Genomic DNA, 21367 nt, shown 5'->3' with positions numbered 1-21367 from the left:
TCCCCGGCATTGAGTCTTTCGGGTGAACCGGCGTGACGCCGGCTGTTGCGGGAAGCCCTCAGCAGCGGAAGACCTGGAGGGCCACGGTGCGTTCGGCCGGTCTGAGCCGGGCCGAGGGCAAACCGGTCCCGGGGCCGTCCGCGGCGGGTGGGGGGCACGCGACGGCGACGGCGCCGAGGGGGTCCGGGAGTAGCGGTTGCTGCGGAGCGTGTTCCTCGCAGCGGTAGCGGTCGCGTGCCCGGAGCGCCTGGATGCGCTCTTCGACGGGCTTGCGGTGGCGCAGGTGGTCGTGGGTGGGGACCGGCTCGGCCGCGCGGGCGGTCCGTTCCTCTGGTGCGGGGTGCGGGAGGGAGGGGAGCACGAGGGTGCCGAGGGCGGCCGTGGTGGTGGCGGCGGGGCCCGCGGGCGGGCCCGTGCCCGTTCCGGTCGGCGGGGACAGGGCCCGCTCGGGAACGTGTGCGGTTGCCAAGGGCGAAGCGGGGACGAACAGGTGGAGGGCGAACAGCAGTACGGCGAGGGCGTAGGAGTGCACACGGGTCCGGATGCCGTCGTCCATGCGTTCACCTCCCCGTTGCTCGTGTCCGTTGCTCCCGGGGGGTCGACAAAGTGGCGCTCCGAAGTGGCTGCGATGTCGGTCGACCGTCCGTCAGCATCAACGTCCGAAGGCGGTCGTCACGTTCCCCAAGGCAATCTCCACGGTAACGGCCCGACCTGCTTATGTGGTTGCGATGACGTTGCGTGCGAGTGATCGACCGGAAATGATCATGTGAAGGCGGAAGATGACCGAAATTCCGGGGGTGTGGGGAGGTCTCCCCTGCTTCCGAATGCTCCTCTGCGCCCCTACGGGGGTGCGGAGGGCGTGAAGAAACCCCACCGGGGCTCCCGATGGGGTTCGTTCGACTCCGTTCGCCCGTACGGGTGTCAGTTCCCGACGAGGGTGCGGGAGTCGCGCGCCAGTGCGGTCAGCCGGGAGATCGCCCGGAAGTACTTCTTGCGGTAGCCGCCGTTCAGCATCTCCTCGCCGAACAGCCGGTCGAAGGGGACGCCGGAGGCGACCACCGGTATCTCGCGGTCGTACAGCCGGTCCGCCAGCACCACCAGTCGCAGGGCGGTGGACTGGTCGGGCACCGCCTCGACGCCCGTCAGACAGACCGCCGCGAGGTCGTCCGTCAGTGCTCCGTACCGGCTCGGGTGCACCCGGGCGAGGTGCTCCAGGAGGTGCGGGAAGTCGTCCAGCGAGGCGCCGGGCGTGGCGTAGGCGACCTTGGCGACCTGCTCGTCCGAGTACGGCGGCGGGGCCTCGGGCAGCCCGCGGTGACGGTAGTCCTCGCCGTCGATGCGCAGCGGACGGAACTTCGCGGACAGCCCCTGGATCTCGCGGAGGAAGTCCGCCGCGGCGAACCGGCCCTCGCCCAGCTTGCCCGGCAGGGTGTTCGAGGTGGCGGCGAGCGCGACCCCCTCGTCGACCAGCTTCCCCAGCAGGCTGGAGACCAGGACGGTGTCCCCCGGGTCGTCGAGTTCGAACTCGTCGATGCACAGCAGCCGGTGGCCGCCGAGGGTCCGGACGGTCTGCTGGAAGCCGAGGGCGCCCACCAGGTTCGTCAGCTCCACGAAGGTCCCGAAGGCCTTCTGCGCGGGCGCCGCCGGGGTGGCGTGCCACAGCGAGGCCAACAGGTGCGTCTTGCCGACGCCGTAGCCGCCGTCCAGGTAGACCCCGCGCGGCCCCGCGGGGGCGGCGGGCTTGGCCCGCCCGCCGAACCAGCGCCGGCGGCCGGCCCCGGTGGCGTGCGCTCCGCCCAGCCCGGCGGCGAAGTCGCCGAGCACCTTCACCGCCTCGCTCTGGCTCGGCTGGTTCGGGTCCGGCAGGTAGGTGTCGAAGCGGACCGCGTCGAAGCGCGGCGGCGGCACCAGCTCGGCGACCAGGCGCTCCGCGGGCACCTGCGGCTCGCGGGTGCAGAGGGACGAGGGGGCCGCGTCGACGAGGGGGCCGGAGCCCGCGGCGGCGGTGGAGGACGACACGATTCCCCACTCTAAGCGCCGTGCGAGACTGCACGACATGCGACGGCTGTTCCCTGTGACCGACCAGACATCCGGACCCCGGTCCGGCCCGACGGCCCCGGGGGCGGCAGGGCCGTCCGCGGAGACCGCCCCCGCGGACGGTGAGTGGAGCCTCGACGAGCTGGCGGACGCCTACGCCTACCCCGAGGGCCCCGCGGTGTGGCTGCGCGCCAACATGGTCTCCACCCTGGACGGCGCGGCCCAGCACGACGGCCGTTCGGAGCCCCTCTCCAGCACGGCCGACATGCGGGTCTTCGGCGTGCTCCGGGGGCTCGCCGATGCCGTGGTCGTCGGCGCCGAAACGGTACGCCGGGAGGGCTACCGGCCGGCGCGGGCCCGCGAGGCGTTCGCCGCCCGCCGGGCCGCCGCCGGGCAGGGGCCGGCCCCCGCCGTCGTCGTGGTGAGCGCCGGCCTCGACCTGGACCTCGCGCTGCCGCTCTTCGCCGAGCCCCTGGTGCCCACCCTCCTGGTGACCGGGGCGGGCGCGCCCGCCGAGCGGCTGGCCGCCGCCCGCGCCGCCGGCGTCGAGGTGGTCCTGGCCGGCGAGGGCGCCGCGGTGGAGCCGGCCCGTGCGGTGCGCGTCCTGGCCGATCGGGGGTTGCGCCGGCTGCTGACCGAGGGCGGGCCCCGGTTGTTGGGGCAGTTCGTCGCGGACGGGGTGCTGGACGAACTCTGTCTGACGCTGGCGCCGATGCTCGCCGCCGGTTCGGCGCAGCGGATCGCCGGGGGGCCGTCCCGGGCCGTTCCGGACCGGTTCGTCCTGGCCTCGCTCCTGGAGGAGGGCGGCTTCTTGTTCGCCCGGTACCACCGGGGCGGACATTCGGCGGAATGATCTGTTCCGCTTAGCCTTCTGCGGGCAGACTTACTCCGCAGCCCCCGTGCGAACGCGGGGCAGGATGGTTTCCGCAGGGGGCCTCGGACGGCCCACCGGATGGAGAAGGGCGCCCGACGTGTTCACGAGCGTACTGATGATCGAGAAGGCCCTCACGTCCGTCGACGTGGAGTTCGTCACCACCTTGCACGGCGACGAGGGGGCCGTCTTCCACGTACTGCTCCAACCCCGCGGCGACCAGGCGGACCGGTTGCTGCGGGCCATCGACGACGTGGCCATGGGCGAACTGGAGGACGCCGCCCGGGAAGGGGACGTCCCCGAGGGGACGGAGGCCGAGGCGCCCGCCCGGCAGGCCCTGGAGGTCTCGTTGGCGGCGCTGCGCGCCGCCGGCTCCCGCGCGGAGGGCAAGCTGGTCGAGGACCACCCGCTGGAGGCGTTGAAGGCCCTGGTGGAGGACGTGGGCGCGGACGAGGTCATCGTGCTGACCGACCCCCACTACGTGGAGGAGTTCTTCCACCGGGACTGGGCCTCGCGGGCCCGGCACAAGGTGGGCGTCCCGGTGCTGAAGCTGTTCTCCCACAGCAAGGCATAGGCTTGGGGCCCCCGGGCCGTCAGCCAGTGCGCCCGGAGGTCGCCGGGCACCGTCCTCGTCGTGTGCGGTGGCCGTCCGTACCGACACGACCACGCCGCGGCGCGCCGCGGCACAGGGAGAGACACGCATGGCACCCGGCCTTCCCCCCGCCATGGATCGACCGCACTTCATCGGCATCGGCGGCGCCGGGATGTCGGGCATCGCCAAGATCCTCGCCCAACGCGGCGCCAAGGTCGCCGGCAGCGACGCCAAGGACTCCCCGACCGCCGAGGCGCTGCGCGCCCACGGCGCCACGGTGCACGTCGGCCACGCCGCCGAGCACCTCGCCGACGACGCCAGCTGCGTGGTCGTCTCCTCGGCGATCCGCCCCGACAACCCCGAGCTGGCCAAGGCCGCCGCCCTCGGCGTCCCGGTGGTGCACCGCGCCGACGCCCTCGCCGCCCTGATGGACGGTCTGCGCCCGCTCGCCGTCGCGGGCACCCACGGCAAGACCACCACCACCTCGATGCTGGCGGTCGCCCTGACGACGCTGGACCTGGAACCGTCCTACGCCATCGGCGGCGACCTCGACGCACCCGGCTCCAACGCCACCCACGGCGCCGGCGAGGTCTTCGTGGCGGAGGCCGACGAGAGCGACCGCAGCTTCCACAAGTACGCCCCCGAGGTCGCCATCGTCCTCAACGTCGAACTCGACCACCACGCCAACTACGCGTCGATGGACGAGATCCACGAGTCGTTCGAGACCTTCGCCGGCCGGATCGTCCCCGGCGGCACCCTGGTCGTCTCCGCGGACAACGAGGGCGCCCGGGAACTCGCCCGCCGCCTGACCGACGTGCGCGTGGTGACCTACGGCGAGGCCGAGGACGCCGACGTTCGGGTGCTGTCCGTCCTCGCGCAGGGCCTGGCCAGCGAGGTCACCGTCCGGCTCGACGGCGAGGAACTGACCTTCCGGGTCTCGGTGCCCGGGCGCCACTACGCGCACAACGCGGTGGCCGCCCTGGCCGCCGGGGCGGCCCTCGGCATCCCCGCCGCCGACCTGGCCCGGGCGCTGGGCGCGTACACCGGGGTCAAGCGGCGCCTCCAGCTCAAGGGGGAGCGGGCCGGGGTGCAGGTCATCGACTCCTACGCGCACCACCCGACCGAGATGGCCGCCGACCTGGAGGCCATGCGCGCCGCCGGGGACGCCCGCATCCTGGTGCTGTTCCAGCCGCACCTGTTCTCCCGCACCCGGGAACTCGGCAAGGAGATGGGCGAGGCCCTGGCCCTCGCCGACGCCTCCGTGGTGCTGGACATCTACCCCGCGCGCGAGGACCCCGTCCCCGGGGTCACCAGCGCCCTGATCGTCGAGGCCGCCCGGGCCGCGGGCGCGGACGTGCGGGCCGTGCACGACAAGGCCGCCGCCCCCGGGATCGTCGCGGGAATGGCGGCCCCGGGCGACCTCGTTCTCACCATGGGAGCGGGCGACGTCACCGACCTCGGACCGCTGGTCCTGGACCGACTCGCCCAGTAGCGGCGCACCCGAGGCGCCCGGCAACGGAAGTGAGGAGACGACCCATGGCGTACGACGTCGAGAAGTCGGACGAGCAGTGGCGGGCGGAGTTGTCGCCGGCGGAGTACGCCGTCCTGCGCCGGGCGGGCACGGAACCCGCGTTCACCGGGGAGTACACCGACACCACCGCGGAGGGCGTGTACGCCTGTCGCGCCTGCGGCGCCGAGCTGTTCACCTCCGCGACCAAGTTCGCCTCCCACTGCGGGTGGCCGTCCTTCTTCGACCCGAAGGACAGCGAGGCCGTGGAACTGGTGGAGGACCGTTCCCACGGCATGGTGCGCACCGAGGTGCGGTGCCGTCGCTGCGGCTCCCACCTCGGGCACGTGTTCGCGGGGGAGGGGTACCCCACCCCGACCGACCAGCGCTACTGCATCAACAGCGTCTCGCTGCGGCTGACGCCGACCGGGGACGACGACCCGGCCTGAGCCGTTTCCCGCCGCCGGGCGCCCCGCCGACACCCGTCGGCGGGGCGCACCCGTCTGCCCGGCGTCGTCCCGGGCGCCCGCCCGCGACCGGGTGGGTTCGACGGACACCCTGCCGCACTTTCACCCGATGGAGTGATCATGCAATGAGGTGCGGATGCGTTGATCGGATCGGGGTAATGCGGGGCCATGAACCAGCCCTTTCGCCTACCGACGTTCTACCTGCCGTACCCGGCGCGCCTGAACCCCCACCTGGAGGAGGCGCGCGCCCACACCCGTGCGTGGGCGCGCGCGAGGGGGATGCTGGAGGGGTCCGGCATCTGGGACGCGGCCGACCTCGACGCCCACGACTACGCCCTGCTGTGCGCCTACACCCACCCCGACTGCGACGGCCCGGCCCTGTCGCTGATCACCGACTGGTACGTGTGGGTGTTCTTCTTCGACGACCACTTCCTGGAGACCTTCAAGCGCAGCCAGGACCGGTCGGGCGGCCGGGCCTACCTGGACCGCCTCCCGCTGTTCATGCCGATGGACCCCGCCGCCCCGGTGCCCGAACCGACCAATCCGGTGGAGGCGGGGCTCGCCGACCTGTGGGCCCGGACCGTGCCGTCGATGTCCCGGGGCTGGAGGGAACGGTTCGCCGCGAGCACCGAGCACCTGCTCAACGAGTCCATGTGGGAGCTGTCGAACATCAACGAGGGGCGCATCGCCAACCCCGTCGAGTACATCGAGATGCGGCGCAAGGTGGGCGGCGCCCCGTGGTCGGCCGGGCTGGTCGAGTACGCCACCGCCGAGGTCCCGGCCGAGGTCTCCCGCTCCCGGCCGCTGAGGGTGCTGATGGAGACCTTCTCCGACGCCGTCCACCTGCGCAACGACCTGTTCTCGTACCAGCGGGAGGTGGAGGAGGAGGGCGAACTCAGCAACGGCGTCCTGGTGCTGGAGACCTTCTTCGGCTGCACCACCCAGGAGGCCGCCGAGACGGTCAACGACCTCCTCACCTCGCGCCTGCACCAGTTCGAGCACACCGCGCTCACCGAGACGCCCGCCCTGTGCGCGGAGAAGGCGCTCGACCCGGTGCAGTGGGCCGCGGTCGGCGCCTATGTGAAGGGCCTCCAGGACTGGCAGTCGGGCGGCCACGAATGGCACCTGCGCTCCAGCCGCTACATGAACGAGGGGGCGGCCCGGGAGCCGTCTGCACTGGGCGGACCGACCGGCCTGGGCACCTCGGCCGCCCGCATCGGGGAACTGCTCGTGGCGGCGGGCGCCCGCCGCCTGCGGGCCCATGCGCACGTCCCCCACCAACGGGTGGGCCCCTCGATCCTGCCGGACTTCGCCCTGCCCTTCGAGACCAGACTCAACCCGCACCTGGAGACGGCCCGCGAACGGCTCCTCGACTGGTGCCGGGATGTGGGCATGGTCCGGGAGGGGATCTGGGACGAGGCGGCCCTGCACCGGTACGACCTGCCCCTGTGCGCCGCCGGACTCGACCCCGACGGCACCCCCGAGGCCGTCGACCTCAGCGCCGCCTGGCTGGCCTGGGGCACCTACGGCGACGACTGGTACCCGCTGGTGCACGGCCGCACCCGCGACCTGCTCGGGGCCCGGGTGCTCACCGAGCGGCTCAAGGCGCTGATGCCCCTCGACCCCCCGCCCGCCGACCCCGCGGTGGTTCCGGCGAACGCCCTGGAACGCGGGCTGGCCGACCTGTGGGCCCGGACCACCGGACGCATGGAGCCCGAGGCGCGGACGGCGTTCCGGACCTCCGTCGACACGATGCTGGACTCCTGGCTCTGGGAACTGGCGAACCAGGCCCAGCACCGCGTCCCCGACCCCGTCGACTACCTGGAGATGCGACGGGCCACCTTCGGCTCCGAGCTCACCCTCGGCCTGGCGCGCATCACCCACGGGGCGAAGATCCCGCCGGAGGTCCACGACAGCGGGCCGATGCGCTCCCTGCACCACGCCGCGATGGACTACGCCATGCTCCTCAACGACGTCTTCTCCTACCAGAAGGAGATCGAGTACGAGGGCGAGGTGCACAACCTGATCCTCGTGGTCCAGAACTTCTTCGGCTGCGACTACCCCACCGGCGTCGCGATCGTCCACGACCTGATGAACGGCCGGCTGCGCCAGTTCCAGCACGTCGTCGCGCACGAACTGCCCCTCCTCCAGGACGACCTCGACCTGAGCGCCGAGGTGCGCGAGGCGCTCGCCGGCTACGTCACGCACCTGGAGAACTGGCTCGCCGGCATCCTCACCTGGCACGGCGGCTGCCGGCGGTACGCCTCCGCGCACCTCACGCACCCGGTGCGGGCACTGGCACCGGCCGCCCCGCGCACCCCGGTCGGCTCGGGCCGCGGACCGCTGCCCACCGGACCGGGCCTCCCCTTCGCCCCCCGGGCCGTCGCCCTGCGGTGACCCGCGGGGCCGGCCGCCCGGGCGCCGGGCGGCCGAACCGGTGGGGTCGCGCCGCCCCGGGCGCCCGGGCAGGATGCTGGCAGGGCGCGTGCCCCGGGGTCGCACGGGGCGACCCGGCGCCCGCCGGGGGCGAGGAGACGGAGACCGCGATGACCAGCACCTTCGCACCGTTCACGGCGGACGACTACGCCGCCCGCATGACCCGTGCCGCCCGCGCGGCCGGCGAGGCGGGACTCGACGGGATCGTCGTCGCCCCCGGGCCGGACCTGGTCTGGCTCACCGGCTACCGGCCCACGGCCGTGACCGAACGCCTCACCGCCCTCGTCCTGGCCCCCGACCGCGACCCCGTGCTCGTGGTTCCCGCCCTGGAGGCGCCGGACGCCCGCAGGGCCGCCGGGGCCGGCGCGCTCGCCCTCCGCGACTGGGCCGACGGCCAGGACCCCTACGCCGCGGTCGCGCCGCTGCTCGCCCCCGCGGGCCGCTTCGGCATCAGCGACAACGCCTGGGCCATGCACCTGCTGGGGCTCCAGCGGGCCCTGCCCCGCAGCTCCTACGCGGCCCTGACGACCGCCCTGCCGATGCTGCGCGCGGTCAAGGACGCGGCCGAACTCGACCGGCTCGCGGCTGCCGGCGCCGCCGCCGACGCGGCGTACGAGGAGATCACGGCGGTGCCCTTCGCCGGCCGACGGGAGACCGAGGTCGCCGGGGACCTCGCCGACCTGCTGCGCCGGTTCGGCCACGAACAGGTCGACTTCACGGTGGTGGGCTCCGGCCCCAACGGCGCCGACCCGCACCACGAGGCGGACGACCGGGTCATCGAGGAGGGCGACACCGTCGTCCTGGACTTCGGGGGCCTGATGCACGGCTACGGCTCCGACACCTCCCGGACGGTCCACGTCGGCGAGCCGAGCCCGGCCGAACGGACCGTGCACGACGTCGTCCGGGCGGCGCAGGAGGCCGGGGTCGCGGCGGTCCGCCCCGGCACGGCCTGCCAGGAGGTCGACCGGGCGGCGCGCGCGGTCATCGACGACGCCGGGTACGGCGAGTTCTTCATCCACCGCACCGGTCACGGCATCGGGGTCACCACCCACGAACCGCCCTACATGATCGAGGGGGAGGAACGTCCCCTGGTGCCCGGCATGTGCTTCTCGGTGGAGCCGGGCATCTACCTTCCGGGCCGTTTCGGCGTCAGGATCGAGGACATCGTGACCGTCACCGAGGACGGCGGTCGCCGACTCAACAACAGCGCGCGCGAGATGGCGATCGTGCACTGATCCGCGCGACGGACCGGCCCTGGAATCGAGAGATGCAGAAACCTCCCACCGATGACCGGAGACGCGTCGACTCAGCCCCGCCCACCGGCCCCGCCGAAGGGCCGGCGTCGGACGACGCCCCGTCCGGCGATCCCCCCGTCCGCCCCACCGACCGGGAAGCACGCCGGGTGGCCCGCCTCGCGCTGGGCGGTCCGCCCGCCCCGCCGGGCCCGAACGGCGGCGCTCCCCCCGACGCCGGCCCCCCGGTGCGCCCGGCGGGCGAGGGCGGCGAGTTCTCCACCTGGTGGGTGGGCGGCCGGCACGTCCTGCGGCTGGCCCCCGACCGCGCGGCGAGCGTACGGCTCGGCCGTGAACTGCGGCTGCGCGACCTGGTCCGCCGACGGGTCGGCGTGCCGGTGCCCACCAGCGTCGCCGCCGGCACCTGGCGCGGGTCCCTCGTCTACACCCTCGACCACCGGCTGCTCGGCGAGTCGGGCGAGGAGGCGGCCGTGTCCGCCGCGGGGGAGCCGGACCTGGCGGCGCTGCTGAGCGGCCTGCGGGAGGTGCCGGTGCGGGACGCGCTCGCGCTGGGACTGCCCCGGACCCCGGCCCGCTCCCTGGAGGTCCTGCGGGCGGACGCCCGCCGGGCGTCCGACCTCCTGGTGTCCGACCGGGAGTTCGACGCGGCGGGACCGACCCGGCTGACACCCCGTGCGATGGCCCAACTCGCCCCGCGCGCCGGTGAGCTGGTGATCCACGCCGACCTCAAGGGCGAGCACCTGCGGGTCACCGCCGACGGCCGGGTCTGCGGCGTCCTGGACTGGACGGACGCCGCGGTCGGCGACCCGGCGGAGGACATCGGCGGACTCGCGATCGCCGTGGGGGCCCCGGCGGCGGTGCGGGCGGCGACCCTGGCCGGCTACGGGGCCCGGGAGTGCCTGCGCGGGCTGTGGCTGGCCCGCTGCGACACCGTCGTACGCCTCGCCGACCGGCTGCACGGGGCCGACGACAGCCCCCTGCCCCTGCTGAGGAGGCAGCTCGCACGCGCGTGGGAGCCCATCCTGCTGGAACTGCTCAGCGACGACGACTGAGCGACCCGACGCGGGCGGGGGACGGCCCCGGCGCCGGCCTCCCCCACCCGCTCCTACTCCTGGAGCAGCACCGCACAGGACTCCCCGTCCACCGTCAGCAGGCCCGCCGGCCCGGGCGGCGAGACCGGCTCCCAGGCCGCGAGCACCCGGGCCGGGCGACGGCCGAAGGGAACGACGACGGCGTCCGGGCCCGCGTTGACGACCACCCACACGTCGCCGCGCCGGAACGCGATCCAGCGGGCCGTCTCGTCGCACATCACCCGGACCGCCGTCAGATCCGTGTCGGTGAGGTCGGGTTGGGCGCGCCGCAGCGCGATCAGCTCCCGGTACCAGGCGCGCAGCCGTGCCCCGGGCTCGCGGTCGGACTCCCGCCAGTCGAGGCAGGAACGCTCCCGGGTCGCCGGGTCCTGCGGGTCGGGCACCTCGTCGGCGGACCCGCCCTGGGCCGCGAACTCCCGGCGCCGACCGGTGCGCACCGCCTCGGCGAGCGCGGGGTCAGGGTGGTCGGTGAAGTACTGCCAGGGGGTGGTGGCCCCCCACTCCTCGCCCATGAACAGCATCGGGGTGAAGGGCCCGGTGAGCACCAGCGTCGCCGCGCACGCCAGCAACCCCGGCGACAGCGTCGCCGAGAGCCGGTCCCCGGCCGCCCGGTTGCCCACCTGGTCGTGGTTCTGCGCGTACCCCACCAGCCGGTGCGCGGAGACCCGGGCCCGGTCCAGCGGGCGGCCGTGCCGGCGGCCCCGCAGCGAGGAACGGGTGCCGTCGTGGAAGTAGCCGCCGGTCAGGGTCTTGGCGAGGGCTCCGAACGGGGCCGCCGCGAAGTCGGCGTAGTAGCCCGCGGACTCCCCGGTCAGCGCCGTGTGCAGCGCGTGGTGGAAGTCGTCGTTCCACTGGGCGTCGATCCCGAGGCCGTGCTCGGTCCGGGGCGTGATGATTCGGGGGTCGTTGAGGTCCGACTCGGCGATCAGGAACAGCGGTCGGCCCACCTCTTCGGCCAGGGCGTCGACGGCGGTGGACAACTCCTCCAGGAAGGAGTGGGCACGGGTGTCGCGCAGGGCGTGGACGGCGTCCAGCCGCAGCCCGTCCAGCCGGTAGTCCCGCAGCCAGGCCAGCGCGCTGCCGACGAAGTAGGCCCGCACCTCGTCGGAGCCGGGCGCGTCCAGGTTCACCGCGGCGCCCCACGGCGTGTGGTGGGCGTCGGTGAAGTACGGGCCGAACGAGGGCAGGTGGTTGCCCGCCGGGCCCAGGTGGTTGTGCACCACGTCCAGGACGACGCCCAGGCCGAAGGCGTGGGCCCGGTCGACGAACCGCTTCAGCCCCGCCGGCCCCCCGTACGGTTCGTGGACCGCCCACGGGGCCACCCCGTCGTAGCCCCAGCCGTGCCGGCCGGGGAACGGGCAGACCGGCATCACCTCCACATGGGTGACGCCGAGGTCCGCCAGGTGCTCCAGCCGGTCCCCCGCCGCGTCGAAGGTGCCCTCCCGGGTGAACGTGCCGATGTGCAGCTCGTACAGGACGGCACCGGGCAGCCCCCGGCCCCGCCACGGCGCGTACCACGGGTGGGCGCCCTGGTCGACGACCGCGCTGGGCCCGTCGGGACCGTCCGGCTGACGGCGGGACCGCGGGTCGGGCAGCACCGGTCCGCCGTCCAGCCGGAAGCCGTACCGGGTGCCGTCGACGGCTTCGGCCTCGCCGCTCCACCAGCCCGTGCGGTGCGGATCGCGGACCAGGGCGCGCTCGGCGCCGCCGCAGTGGAGGACGACCTCTTCGGCCTCGGGTGCCCACACCTCGAACAGCACGGACGGTGCTCCTCCTCGTCGAGCCCTGAACGCACAGGGGTCCTCGGTTCCCGGGCCGGCCGGTGACGGCCCGTCGCCCATGGTGGGGCAAGGAGCCGCCCGGGGGCCGGCGCACCGCCGGTCGGCCCCGGCATCGCCCCCGGGCGCACCCCGCTCCCGTGCTGGTCGGCGTCGGCCCGCCGCCGTGTGGACACTCCGGGGCGCACTGGTCGACAATCGGCCCGTGACGCCGTCCTCCGATTCCTCCGGGCCCTCCCTGCCGGCCGTTCCCCCGCCCCCCGCCGCGCCCCCCGGGCCGGCCGCGGCCGGGGAGTTCGGCGAGGCCGTGTTGCGCCCGGAGCGGGTCTCCGACGTCGAGCGGGACCGGGCGCTGACCGCCCTGCGCGAGGGGGTCGCCCAGGGACGGCTCTCCCAGGACACCTATCTGCGGCGGATGGAACTCGCGCTGGTCGCCCGGCACGCCGGGGAGCTCGCCGCCCTCACCGACGACCTGCGTGCCGAGCGGCGCTGGTCCCGTGCCGTGTTCGGCGGGGTGTCGGCGGTGTCCGGGTTCACCGAGCGCCTGCGCCGGGCGTGGCGGGGCGAGCGGCTGCCCAAACTGCTCCTCCCCGGGCACCGGGACGGTCAGCCGCTGCGGATAGGCCGGGACCCCGGCAACGGGCTGCGCCTCAACCACGAGACGGTGTCCCGGGTGCACGCGGAACTGGTCCACCAGAGCGGGCTGTGGGTGCTGCGCGACCTGGGCTCGACCAACGGGACCACGGTGAACGGCCGACGGGTCGTCGGGTCCGCCGTGGTCCGGGACGGGGACCAGGTCGGCTTCGGCCACCTGGTGTACCAACTCACCTCGGGCTGAACCCGTCCGGGCCTCAGCGCCCCGGGCGGGCCCGACCGGCCGCGGCGAGCACCGTGCGCGCCTGGTGCTCCACCTGGTGCTCCACCGGCACCCAGCGCGCCCGGAACCGCTCCGCGAAGGCGTCGCACCACCGGGCCACCACCCGTTCCAGCCGGGGCGCGGCCGAATCGCCCCGGTCCTCCAGCACCCGCAGCAGCATGGCGGCGGCCCGCAGCGGCAGGCGCCGGCCGAAGGCCTCGACGCTGCGGAGGTACGCGGTGGTGGCGTCCGGTTGCGGCCGGGACCAGTCGTCGGCGAGTTGCGGGGCGAGGGCCAGTGCCCAGCGGGCGGCCCGCAGCAGGGCGTCGTCCACCGCCGGCAGCCGGTCCGCCGTCTCCTCGAAGAAGGCGGCCACCACCCGGGCGTCCGCGCGCAGCCGCTCGGCCAGGGCGCGCAGCTCCCGTCCGGGGGCCGGGTGGGGGGTGCAGTCCCCGACGACCTCACTGGCCCACATGGGCACTTCGACGACGGCCGTCAGCCCCCCGTAACGGTGGACGTGGTGCCAGGTGCTGACCCTGGCCTCGTCCGGCATGCTGGGGAACGCCACGGTGGGGCCCGCCGCGGGCATCACATGGACGCCGGGCCCGGCCGCCGGCCAGCCCGTCGCGTCGACCGGGTCGGCCTCCAGCGGGACGTGCAGTTCGGCGGCGGACTTGGCGAAGGGCTCCGCGAGACCGGGGACGTCCCGGGTGAGCTGCACCCAACTGCCGCCCAGTTCGGTGCTGTGCAGCGACACCTGGAGGTAGGGGCGGACCCGGTCGATGGCCGACTCCAGCGCCCGGGTCTCCGGGGGCGTGCGTCCGGGCGGCACCAGCGAGGGCGCCCACTCGGGCTGTTCGGGTCCGGCCGGCCGGAAGAACCCGCGGTGGTACTCCACCAGGGTGCGCGGGGCGGGGGCGTCGTGCAGCGCCGCGCCGTCGGGGTCGGCGCACAGCACGAAGTGCCAGGAGGTGCCGGTGCGTAACTCCCGGTCGTCGAGGGTGCGTTGGATCAGGTGTCGGACGGTCGCCCCGCCGGCGGGTTCGTTGGCGTGGGCGCCGGCCACCACGAGGACCGCCCGCCGGGCGTGCCCCACCGACAGCAGGTGGATCGGGCGGCCCCCGCGGGAGGTGCCGATCCGTCGCAGGGCAGCCGTCGACGGCCACCGTTCCGTTGCCCACCGCGCCGTCGACACCAGGTCGGCGACCGTGGGATAGCGCTGTTCCGTCAGCTGACCCACCCCCCTGCGTCCGCTTGCCGACGCATGCGCAGTACTCCACGCCCGTACTCGTCTGTCAAGGAGGAGACGCAGGTCACCGGCTGATTCACGCAGCCGGGGATACGCGGTTGTGCGCAGGGGGCTCGGCCGCTGGGAGGCGGGGCGGCCCTCAGGGGGACGCCCGGTGCAGCAGGGCGACCGGCAGTGCGGACAGCAGCGCGGCCACCGCGACCGTGCCGGTGTGCTCCCGGCCGGGCGCCAGCAGGTCACGCCAGGTGCCGTCCGGGAGCGTCACCCGGGTGTCGCCCCAGCCGCCGGCGGTCGCGAGCCGGCCGGAGAGCCGGGTGACGGCCGCCAGCACCTGCTGGCCGCCCCCGCGGCGCAGGTAGCCGACCCAGTGCCCGGCCGCGCTCCCCACGGCGTGCAGCGGGGCGTAGGAGGCGTCCGCACCGAAGGCTTCCGGGTGCCGGCGCCGCAGGTGGAGGGCGACCGTGGTCAACGCCCGCTTCTCGGCGGACGGTTCCGGGCCGGCCACCGGAGCGTCGGGGGCCGGTGGCGCGGGGCGGGAGAAGCGGACCGGCCGACGGTTGTCGGGGTCGACCAGCGCCAGGTACTCCGTCTCGGTGCCCTGGTAGAGGTCGGGCACCCCGGGCATGGTCAGGTGCAGCAGCGTCGCGCCGAGCGCGTTGGCCCGCGCCAGCGGTGCCAGCCCGGCGACGAACTCCTTCACTTCCGGCGGGTGCTCGCCGCCGGGTCCGGCCGCTGCGAAGTCGGCGACGGCCCGCTCGTACTCCGGGTCCGGCTCCGTCCACGAGGTGCGCAGCCCCGCCTCCCGCACGTGCTTCAGCAGGGCGCCGGAGAGCCGCTCGCCGGCGCCGGGCCCAAGCCCGACCGCCGACTGCCAGGCCACCCAGGCCACCTGCGGATCGGGAGCCGCGGGGCCGGTCTCCCGCGCGAGCGCCTCGACCAGATCCGCCCACGGCCCGGGGCGTTCGGTGAGGGCGGCGAGCCGGGCCCGGACGTCCGCGCTGCGCTTGGTGTCGTGGGTGGACAGCACCGTCGAGGTGAGCGGCCAGTCGCGTTGGACGCGGGCGCAGTGCGCGTGGAAGGCCCCCGGGTCCAGCGCGGGCGCGTCCGGGGCGCCGCCCACCTCGGTGGCCGACAGCAGCGGGGCGAACCGGTAGAAGGCGGTGTCCTCGACCGACTTGGCGTGCACCGCCGACGCGGTCTGCGCGAACCGGGCCCGGAACTCCTCGTGCCCGGGCCCGGTGCCGTGGGCTCCGGCGAGCAGGGCCCGCACGGTCCGCACGGCCGTCGCCTCCTCGGGCACCGCGAACGCCTCCCCGGCCCGCGCCACCACCTCCTCGGGCAGCAGCCGGGGCACGTCCTCGGCCGCGTAGGGGCGGTACACCCGCAGGTGCACCAGGAGTTCGCGGAGCGCGGTGGCGAGGGCCCAGGGCGCGTGGTCCCGCAGGGCGGGGTCGGCGGAGCACAGCCGGTGGCACAGTCGGGTGAGCCGGGCCACCTCGGCCGCGAGGTCCCGGGTGACCACCCGGCGGGCGGCGCGGCGGACGGTGGCCGCCCAGTCGCCGCCCCGGTCGGCGGCCGGCGCCGCGAACGCCCGGTAGCGGTCCAGGAGTTCCTCGGCCCCCCGCGAATCGGTGAACAGTCCGTCCACCACCCGCAGGGCGTCGTACCCGGTGGTTCCCGCGACCGGCCAGGACGCGGGGAGGCGTTCCCCGGGGGTGAGGATCTTCTCCACCACCGTCCAGCGCCCGCCGGTCGCCCGGTGCAGCCGCCGCAGGTAGACGCCGGGGTCGGCGAGTCCGTCCGGGTGGTCGACCCGCAGTCCCTCCAGCACGCCCTCGCGCACCAGGGAGAGGAGTTTGGCATGGGTGGCGCGGAACACCTCCGGGTCCTCGACCCGCAGGGCGATCAGTTCGGAGACGGTGAAGAAGCGACGGTAGTTCAGCTCGGTGCGGGCCAGCCGCCACCAGCCGAGCCGGTACCACTGGGCGTCGAGCAGGCGGTCCGGCGGCAAGCCCTCGGTGCCCGGGCGGAGCGGGAGCAGGTGCTCCCCGTAGTGCAGCCCCTCCCCGTCGACCCGCAGGGCGTCCAGTTCGGCCCCGATCGGGCGGGCGAGCACCGGCAGGAGGACCCGGCCGCCGTGTTCCGCCCAGTCGATGTCGAACCAGCCGGCGTAGGGGGAGGCCGGGCCGTCGCGCAGGGTGTCCCACAGGGCCCGGTTCCACCGGGGGAGGGCCGCCATGTGGTTGGGCACGACGTCCGCGACCAGCCCGAGCCCGTGTCGGCGGGCGGTGTGCGCCAGCGACCGCAGTCCGTCCTCGCCGCCCAACTCCTCGCGCACCCGGGAGTGGTCGACGGTGTCGTAGCCGTGGGTGGAGCCGGGGACGGCCTCCAGGACGGGGGAGAGGTGCAGGTGGGAGACGCCGAGCGCGGCGAGGTGGGGCACCGCGGCCGCCGCCGCGGCGAACGGGAAGGAGGGCTGGAGCTGGAGGCGGTAGGTGGCGGTGGGCGGTGCCGGGGGCCGGGGCTCGCCGACGAGGGCGGGACGGGACGTCATGGGGCGTGGGTACCCGCGCGGCCGCGGTTCCCGATCGGGGGACGGGCGGACGGGTGCCGCCGGTCAGGTGAGCCGTTGCAGCACCGTCAGGCTGCGGTCCACCAGGGTGATCCGGTCCCCGGCGGCCGTCCGGGCGCCGCCCTGCGGGGGCACGCCGTGCGGGAGCGCGGTGTCGACCACCACCCGCCAGTGCGGTCCGTGGCCGGTGGGGACGGTGAACACCAGGGGCTCGGGGGAGGCGTTGACCATCAGGAGGAAGGAGTCGTCGACGATGCGTTCCCCGCGGGGGCCCGGCTCGGAGATGGCATCGCCGTTCAGGAACACGCTCAGGGCGCGGGCCAGCGCCGCGCTCCAGTCCCGCTGCCGCATCAGTTCACCCTCCGGGGTGAACCAGACCAGGTCGGACAGGGCGTCCGGGGCGTTCTGCGCCGGGCGTCCCCGGAAGAACCGCCGCCGCCGGAACACCGGGTGGTCGCGACGGAGCCACACCAACGACCGGGTGAAGGCGAGCCGGCGGGCGGCGAGCTCGTCCTCGGGGTCGGCGGGCTCCTCGGGGCCGTCCGGGCGCTGCGGCCACCGCACCCAGGACAGTTCGCCGTCCTGGCAGTAGGCGTTGTTGTTGCCCCGCTGGGTGCGGCCGAACTCGTCGCCGTGGCTGAGCATCGGCACTCCCTGGGACAGCAGCAGGGTGGCGACGAAGTTGCGCATCTGCCGTTCCCGCAGCTCCCGCACCCGCGGATCGTCGGTCTCGCCCTCCGCCCCGCAGTTCCACGACCGGTTGTGCTCCTCGCCATCGCGGTTGTCCTCGCCGTTGGCCTCGTTGTGCTTCTCGTTGTAGGAGACCAGGTCGTGCAGGGTGAAACCGTCGTGGCAGGTCACGAAGTTGATGGAGGCCAGGGGTCGGCGGCCGTCGTCCTGGTAGAGGTCGGAGGAGCCGGTCAGCCGGGAGGCGAACTCCGCGAGCCGGCGGGGCTCCCCCCGCCACAGGTCGCGCACGGTGTCCCGGTACATGCCGTTCCACTCCGTCCACAACGGGGGGAACTTGCCGACCTGGTAGCCGCCCTCGCCCAGGTCCCAGGGTTCGGCGATCAGCTTCGCCTGGGAGACCACCGGGTCCTGCTGCACCAGGTCGAAGAACGAGGAGAGCCGGTCCACCTCGTGGAACTGCCGGGCCAGGGTCGCCGCGAGGTCGAAGCGGAAGCCGTCCACGTGCATCTCGGTCACCCAGTAGCGCAGCGAGTCCATGACGAGTTGCAGCACGTGAGGGGAGCGCATCAGCAGCGAGTTCCCGGTGCCGGTGGTGTCGGTGTAGTGGCGCCGGTTCTCGGCGAGCCGGTAGTAGGAGGCGTTGTCCAGGCCCCGGAAGGACAGCGTGGGACCCAGGTGGTTGCCCTCCGCCGTGTGGTTGTAGACCACGTCGAGGATCACCTCGATCCCGGCCCGGTGCAGCGCCCGCACCGCCGACTTGAACTCCAGCACCTGCTGGCCCCGGTCCCCCCAGGAGGCGTAGGCGTTGTGCGGGGCGAAGAAGCCGATGGTGTTGTAGCCCCAGTAGTTGCGGAGCCCGAGGTCCGCCAGCCGGTGGTCGTGGACGAACTGGTGCACCGGCATCAACTCCAGCGCGGTCACCCCGAGTTCGGTCAGGTGTTCGAGGACGGCTGGGTGGGCCAGTGCCGCGTAGGTGCCGCGCAGTTCGTCCGGCAGCGCCGGATGGGTCATGGTCAGGCCCTTGACGTGGGCCTCGTAGATGACGGTGCGGTGGTAGTCGGTGCGCGGCGGGCGGTCGTCCCCCCAGTCGAAGTACGGGTTGACCACCACCGAGGCCATGGTGCGGGACCCGGAGTCCAGGTCGTTGCGCCGTTCGGGGGCCCCGAAGCGGTAGCCGTAGACCTCCTCGCCCCAGTCGACGGACCCGCTCATGGCGCGCGCGTACGGGTCGAGCAGCAGCTTCGCCGGATTGCAGCGCATCCCCCGTTCGGGTGCGTACGGGCCGTGCACCCGGAACCCGTAGCGCTGACCCGGCATCACCCCCGGCAGGTAGGCGTGCCGCACGAAGGCGTCCGTCTCCCGCAGCTCCACCCTCGACTCGGAGCCGTCGTCGTGCAGCAGGCACAGGTCGATCCGGTGCGCCGCTTCGGAGAAGACCGCGAAATTGGTTCCGGCGCCGTCGTACGCGGCACCCAGGGGATACGCCTGTCCGGGCCAGACCTGCATGGGGAGTTCTTCCCTTCCGGGCCCCTTCGTCCGGGGGCCGTCGGATGCAGAGTCTTCCGGAAACAGAGGCAACCTCCTAGGACGTCGGTCCGTCCTACCGGGTGACCGCATCCAGACCGATGACGGTATTCGTGCAGGGGGGAGTTGGGGGAAGCAGTGCGTCAACTGGTGAGACGCCACATAGGGAAGGTCGTGGCGGGCGGAGCGATCGCCGTGGCCGGAACGGCCGCGATGGTGGCCGTGACCCTTCCCGGGATGGCCGGCGCGGACGAGGGGAAGGCCGACCGGCCCGCCCAGGGACAGAGCCAGAACGGAACGCCGGGCGCGAGCGACGGGGACACCACCGCGAACGGCGCTCGGAGCAGTGGGGACGACGGGGGCGGCGCGCAGGGTTCGGGGAGCGCGGAGGCACCGCCGCCCGCCGACGTCCTGCCGGCACCCGTCGAGGGGGAGAAGGGGATCGGCAGCGACCCGCTGACCGACGACGAGTTGGACCGGGCGCAGCAGCTCGCCACCGGGGACGACCTCCAGCGGTCCGCTCGCGACGTGGCGGGGAAGAAGGGGCCGGAGCACCTCTACACCAGCCTCCAGGAGCCCGACCCGAACGCGTCGGCCGCCCAGCAGGGCAAGCGCATGGCCGAGGTCGTGTTCTACGACTACGGCAAGGAGGCCGCCGTCACCAAGACGGTGGACCTCACCTCGGGGAAGGTGGTCGACACCGTCACCCGGGTCGGCGCCCAGCCGCCGGCCAGCGCCGGGGAACTGGCCGAGGCCGCCCGACTGCTGATCGCCCATCCGCTCGGCAAGGACCTCAAGCAGGACTTCCGGCACGCCACGGGCAAGGAGCTGACCGATCCCGGTCAGGCTGAGCTCAGCGGGTTCGTCTTCAGCAAGCAGACCACCCTGAAGATCCCCGGGGTCCTGAAGGACTGCGGGAAGAACCGTTGCGTCAGCGTGGTCTTCAAGGTCAAGGACGGGCCCTGGTTCGACACCCGCAAGAGCGTGGTCGACCTGAGCGCCCGCACCGTCGGCCGCCTGGGCTGAGCCCCTTCACCGTCTTCCCTCCCGACGAGGAGTTCCTTTCCCATGCACGACCAGAGAATCTCGCGTGCCCAGAAGGGGGCCGGACTGGCCCTCGCCGTGACCGCGCTCCTGGGGACCACCGCCGTGGGCACCGCCCAGGCGGCCCCCGCGGCGCCGCCCGCGGCCCCCGCCCCGGCCGCCGACTGTAGTGCGGCCTACCGCATCGAGCAGAAGCTCGACGGCGGCACCACCTGGCGCATGTGCTGGCGCCACGACCCCCTGGCGGGCGTCGTCCTGGACAAGATCTCGTACCAGCCCAAGGGCGAACCGCGGCCCATCCGGGTGCTCAACAGTGCCCGGCTGGCCCAGATCCACGTGCCCTACGACGACGGGGAGGCCGAGTACCAGGACGTCACCGCGACGGACTTCGGCCAGAACCAGCAGGCGCTCCGGCCCGCCGAGTGCCCCGGCGGCACCATCCGCACCATCAAGGTGGCCGGCCGCGGCGACGTGAAGGGCCTGTGCACCACCACGCGCGCCCGGGGTCACGCCTACCGCCTCGCCAACGACACGGGCACCAAGGTCTGGCAGGCCCAGGGCAAGGACCTGTTGGTCTACTCGATCAACAAGGCGTCCTGGTACGAGTACATCACCGAGTGGCGCTTCTCCTCCGACGGCACCATCAGCTCCAACGTCGGTGCCACCGGGATGCTGTCCCCGTTCGACTACGACGGCGGCGACAGCCGCGGCTGGCCGATCGGCAAGAACAACACGGCCTACGCCGAGAACCACAGCCACAACGTGTTCTGGCGGCTCGACTCCGCACTGGACGGCAACACCAAGAACCGGGTCGAGCAGTACGACTCCACCGTCACCGCCGGCACCAGCCGCAACGCCCCGACCACCAAGACCAAGCGCACCAAGGTCACCAAGGAACTCGCCGGTGACGCCAAGTCCATGCGCTGGTGGCGGCTGGTCAGCACCACCGGCAAGAACAAGGACGGTCACCCGCGCAGCTACGAGATCGTGCCGGGCCGCACCGACAAGTTCTCCGGCCGCCCGTACACCAAGCACGACGTGTACTTCACCGAGTACAAGAAGTGCGAGAAGTACGCGAGCGACAACCCGAGCTGCCCCAGCACCGCGCCCAACAGCGTGGACAAGTGGGTGAACGGGCAGGCCCTGAAGAACCCGGTCACCTGGGTGAACATCGGCTTCCACCACATAGCCCGGGACGAGGACCAGGAGCCCATGCCGGTCCACTGGCAGGGCTTCTCGCTCTCCCCGCGCGACGTGACGGCCATGAACCCGCTCACCCCGGACGACCTGAAGAACCGCAACGGCAACGTCGGCATGCTGCCGTAGCCGTCAACCCCTTTCCACGGGTTTCCGCGACCCTGCCCATCGGGCTGCACCGCCGGCCGCTCCCGGAGTACCCT

General features: G+C 74.0%; 16 protein-coding genes. 10 read left to right on the top strand and 6 right to left on the bottom strand.

Annotated features, from left to right (window positions below):
• Positions 1-58: 58 nt before the first annotated feature.
• Both ABT092_RS04210 and zapE read right to left on the bottom strand, forming a co-directional pair.
• Positions 59-556, bottom strand: coding sequence for a hypothetical protein (locus ABT092_RS04210; protein WP_351239557.1), 498 nt, complete (start codon positions 554-556; stop codon positions 59-61).
• A 365-nt stretch (positions 557-921) separates the two neighbouring features.
• Complete coding sequence (zapE, locus tag ABT092_RS04205; protein WP_351239555.1) at positions 922-2019, bottom strand: cell division protein ZapE; 1098 nt, start codon at positions 2017-2019, stop codon at positions 922-924.
• A 37-nt stretch (positions 2020-2056) separates the two neighbouring features.
• Here zapE and ABT092_RS04200 point away from each other — a divergent pair, with 37 nt between their 5' ends.
• The 7 genes from ABT092_RS04200 (at position 2057) to ABT092_RS04170 (ending at position 10215) form a co-directional block, all read left to right on the top strand.
• Positions 2057-2890 carry a pyrimidine reductase family protein gene (locus ABT092_RS04200; protein WP_351239553.1) on the top strand — a complete coding sequence of 278 codons (834 nt, stop codon included), beginning with the start codon at positions 2057-2059 and terminating at the stop codon, positions 2888-2890.
• Between the two features lie 118 nt (positions 2891-3008).
• Entirely contained in the window at positions 3009-3482 is a 474-nt protein-coding gene (locus ABT092_RS04195) for an indole-3-glycerol phosphate synthase (protein ID WP_351239551.1), read from the top strand.
• A gap of 127 nt (positions 3483-3609) precedes the next feature.
• Positions 3610-4992: a UDP-N-acetylmuramate--L-alanine ligase gene (murC, locus tag ABT092_RS04190; RefSeq protein WP_351239549.1), complete on the top strand. Its 1383-nt coding sequence runs from the start codon at positions 3610-3612 to the stop codon at positions 4990-4992.
• Between the two features lie 44 nt (positions 4993-5036).
• On the top strand, positions 5037-5456 hold the full coding sequence (msrB, locus tag ABT092_RS04185) for a peptide-methionine (R)-S-oxide reductase MsrB (protein WP_351239547.1): 420 nt from the start codon (positions 5037-5039) through the stop codon (positions 5454-5456).
• 186 nt (positions 5457-5642) lie between these two features.
• Entirely contained in the window at positions 5643-7871 is a 2229-nt protein-coding gene (locus ABT092_RS04180; protein ID WP_351239545.1) for a terpene synthase family protein, read from the top strand.
• A 149-nt stretch (positions 7872-8020) separates the two neighbouring features.
• Complete coding sequence (locus ABT092_RS04175) at positions 8021-9145, top strand: M24 family metallopeptidase (RefSeq protein ID WP_351239543.1); 1125 nt, start codon at positions 8021-8023, stop codon at positions 9143-9145.
• A 32-nt stretch (positions 9146-9177) separates the two neighbouring features.
• Entirely contained in the window at positions 9178-10215 is a 1038-nt protein-coding gene (locus tag ABT092_RS04170) for an aminoglycoside phosphotransferase family protein (protein WP_351239541.1), read from the top strand.
• 53 nt (positions 10216-10268) lie between these two features.
• On the opposite strand, the gene treZ is transcribed toward ABT092_RS04170, so the two are convergent.
• On the bottom strand, positions 10269-12014 hold the full coding sequence (gene treZ / locus ABT092_RS04165) for a malto-oligosyltrehalose trehalohydrolase (protein ID WP_351239539.1): 1746 nt from the start codon (positions 12012-12014) through the stop codon (positions 10269-10271).
• Positions 12015-12339: 325 nt separating this feature from the next.
• Between treZ and ABT092_RS04160 the strand changes: the two genes are divergently transcribed.
• A complete protein-coding gene (locus ABT092_RS04160) occupies positions 12340-12870 on the top strand; it encodes an FHA domain-containing protein (protein WP_351239655.1) in 531 nt (176 codons plus the stop codon).
• Between the two features lie 13 nt (positions 12871-12883).
• Here ABT092_RS04160 and ABT092_RS04155 read toward each other — a convergent pair whose 3' ends face one another.
• The 3 genes from ABT092_RS04155 to glgX form a co-directional block, all read right to left on the bottom strand.
• Positions 12884-14128: a M14 family zinc carboxypeptidase gene (locus ABT092_RS04155; protein WP_351239537.1), complete on the bottom strand. Its 1245-nt coding sequence runs from the start codon at positions 14126-14128 to the stop codon at positions 12884-12886.
• A gap of 148 nt (positions 14129-14276) precedes the next feature.
• Entirely contained in the window at positions 14277-16691 is a 2415-nt protein-coding gene (gene treY / locus ABT092_RS04150) for a malto-oligosyltrehalose synthase (protein WP_351239535.1), read from the bottom strand.
• Between the two features lie 63 nt (positions 16692-16754).
• On the bottom strand, positions 16755-18905 hold the full coding sequence (gene glgX / locus ABT092_RS04145) for a glycogen debranching protein GlgX (RefSeq protein WP_351239533.1): 2151 nt from the start codon (positions 18903-18905) through the stop codon (positions 16755-16757).
• A 168-nt stretch (positions 18906-19073) separates the two neighbouring features.
• On the opposite strand from glgX, the gene ABT092_RS04140 reads away from it, so the two are divergent.
• Both ABT092_RS04140 and ABT092_RS04135 read left to right on the top strand, forming a co-directional pair.
• Entirely contained in the window at positions 19074-19949 is an 876-nt protein-coding gene (locus tag ABT092_RS04140; RefSeq protein ID WP_351239531.1) for a Tat pathway signal sequence domain protein, read from the top strand.
• Positions 19950-19991: 42 nt separating this feature from the next.
• Positions 19992-21293, top strand: coding sequence for a copper amine oxidase (locus ABT092_RS04135; RefSeq protein ID WP_351239529.1), 1302 nt, complete (start codon positions 19992-19994; stop codon positions 21291-21293).
• The last annotated feature ends 74 nt before the right edge of the window (positions 21294-21367 follow it).

The sequence above is a fragment of the Streptomyces sp. NPDC002490 genome (assembly GCF_040296045.1).
In the GTDB taxonomy this organism is placed as follows: Bacteria; Actinomycetota; Actinomycetes; order Streptomycetales; family Streptomycetaceae; genus Streptomyces.
Note: the sequence above shows the minus strand (reverse complement) of the source record. Positions and strands in the feature narration are given on the sequence as shown.

Excerpts from the sequence above, each read along its gene's own strand:
- ABT092_RS04200 (WP_351239553.1), top strand. The coding sequence starts at position 2,057 with ATGCGACGGCTGTTCCCTGTGACCGACCAGACATCCGGACCCCGGTCC.
- ABT092_RS04135 (WP_351239529.1), top strand. The coding sequence starts at position 19,992 with ATGCACGACCAGAGAATCTCGCGTGCCCAGAAGGGGGCCGGACTGGCC.
- msrB (WP_351239547.1), top strand. The coding sequence starts at position 5,037 with ATGGCGTACGACGTCGAGAAGTCGGACGAGCAGTGGCGGGCGGAGTTG.
- ABT092_RS04175 (WP_351239543.1), top strand. The coding sequence starts at position 8,021 with ATGACCAGCACCTTCGCACCGTTCACGGCGGACGACTACGCCGCCCGC.
- treY (WP_351239535.1), bottom strand. The coding sequence starts at position 16,691 with ATGACGTCCCGTCCCGCCCTCGTCGGCGAGCCCCGGCCCCCGGCACCG.
- ABT092_RS04170 (WP_351239541.1), top strand. The coding sequence starts at position 9,178 with ATGCAGAAACCTCCCACCGATGACCGGAGACGCGTCGACTCAGCCCCG.
- ABT092_RS04180 (WP_351239545.1), top strand. The coding sequence starts at position 5,643 with ATGAACCAGCCCTTTCGCCTACCGACGTTCTACCTGCCGTACCCGGCG.
- glgX (WP_351239533.1), bottom strand. The coding sequence starts at position 18,905 with ATGCAGGTCTGGCCCGGACAGGCGTATCCCCTGGGTGCCGCGTACGAC.
- ABT092_RS04210 (WP_351239557.1), bottom strand. The coding sequence starts at position 556 with ATGGACGACGGCATCCGGACCCGTGTGCACTCCTACGCCCTCGCCGTA.
- murC (WP_351239549.1), top strand. The coding sequence starts at position 3,610 with ATGGCACCCGGCCTTCCCCCCGCCATGGATCGACCGCACTTCATCGGC.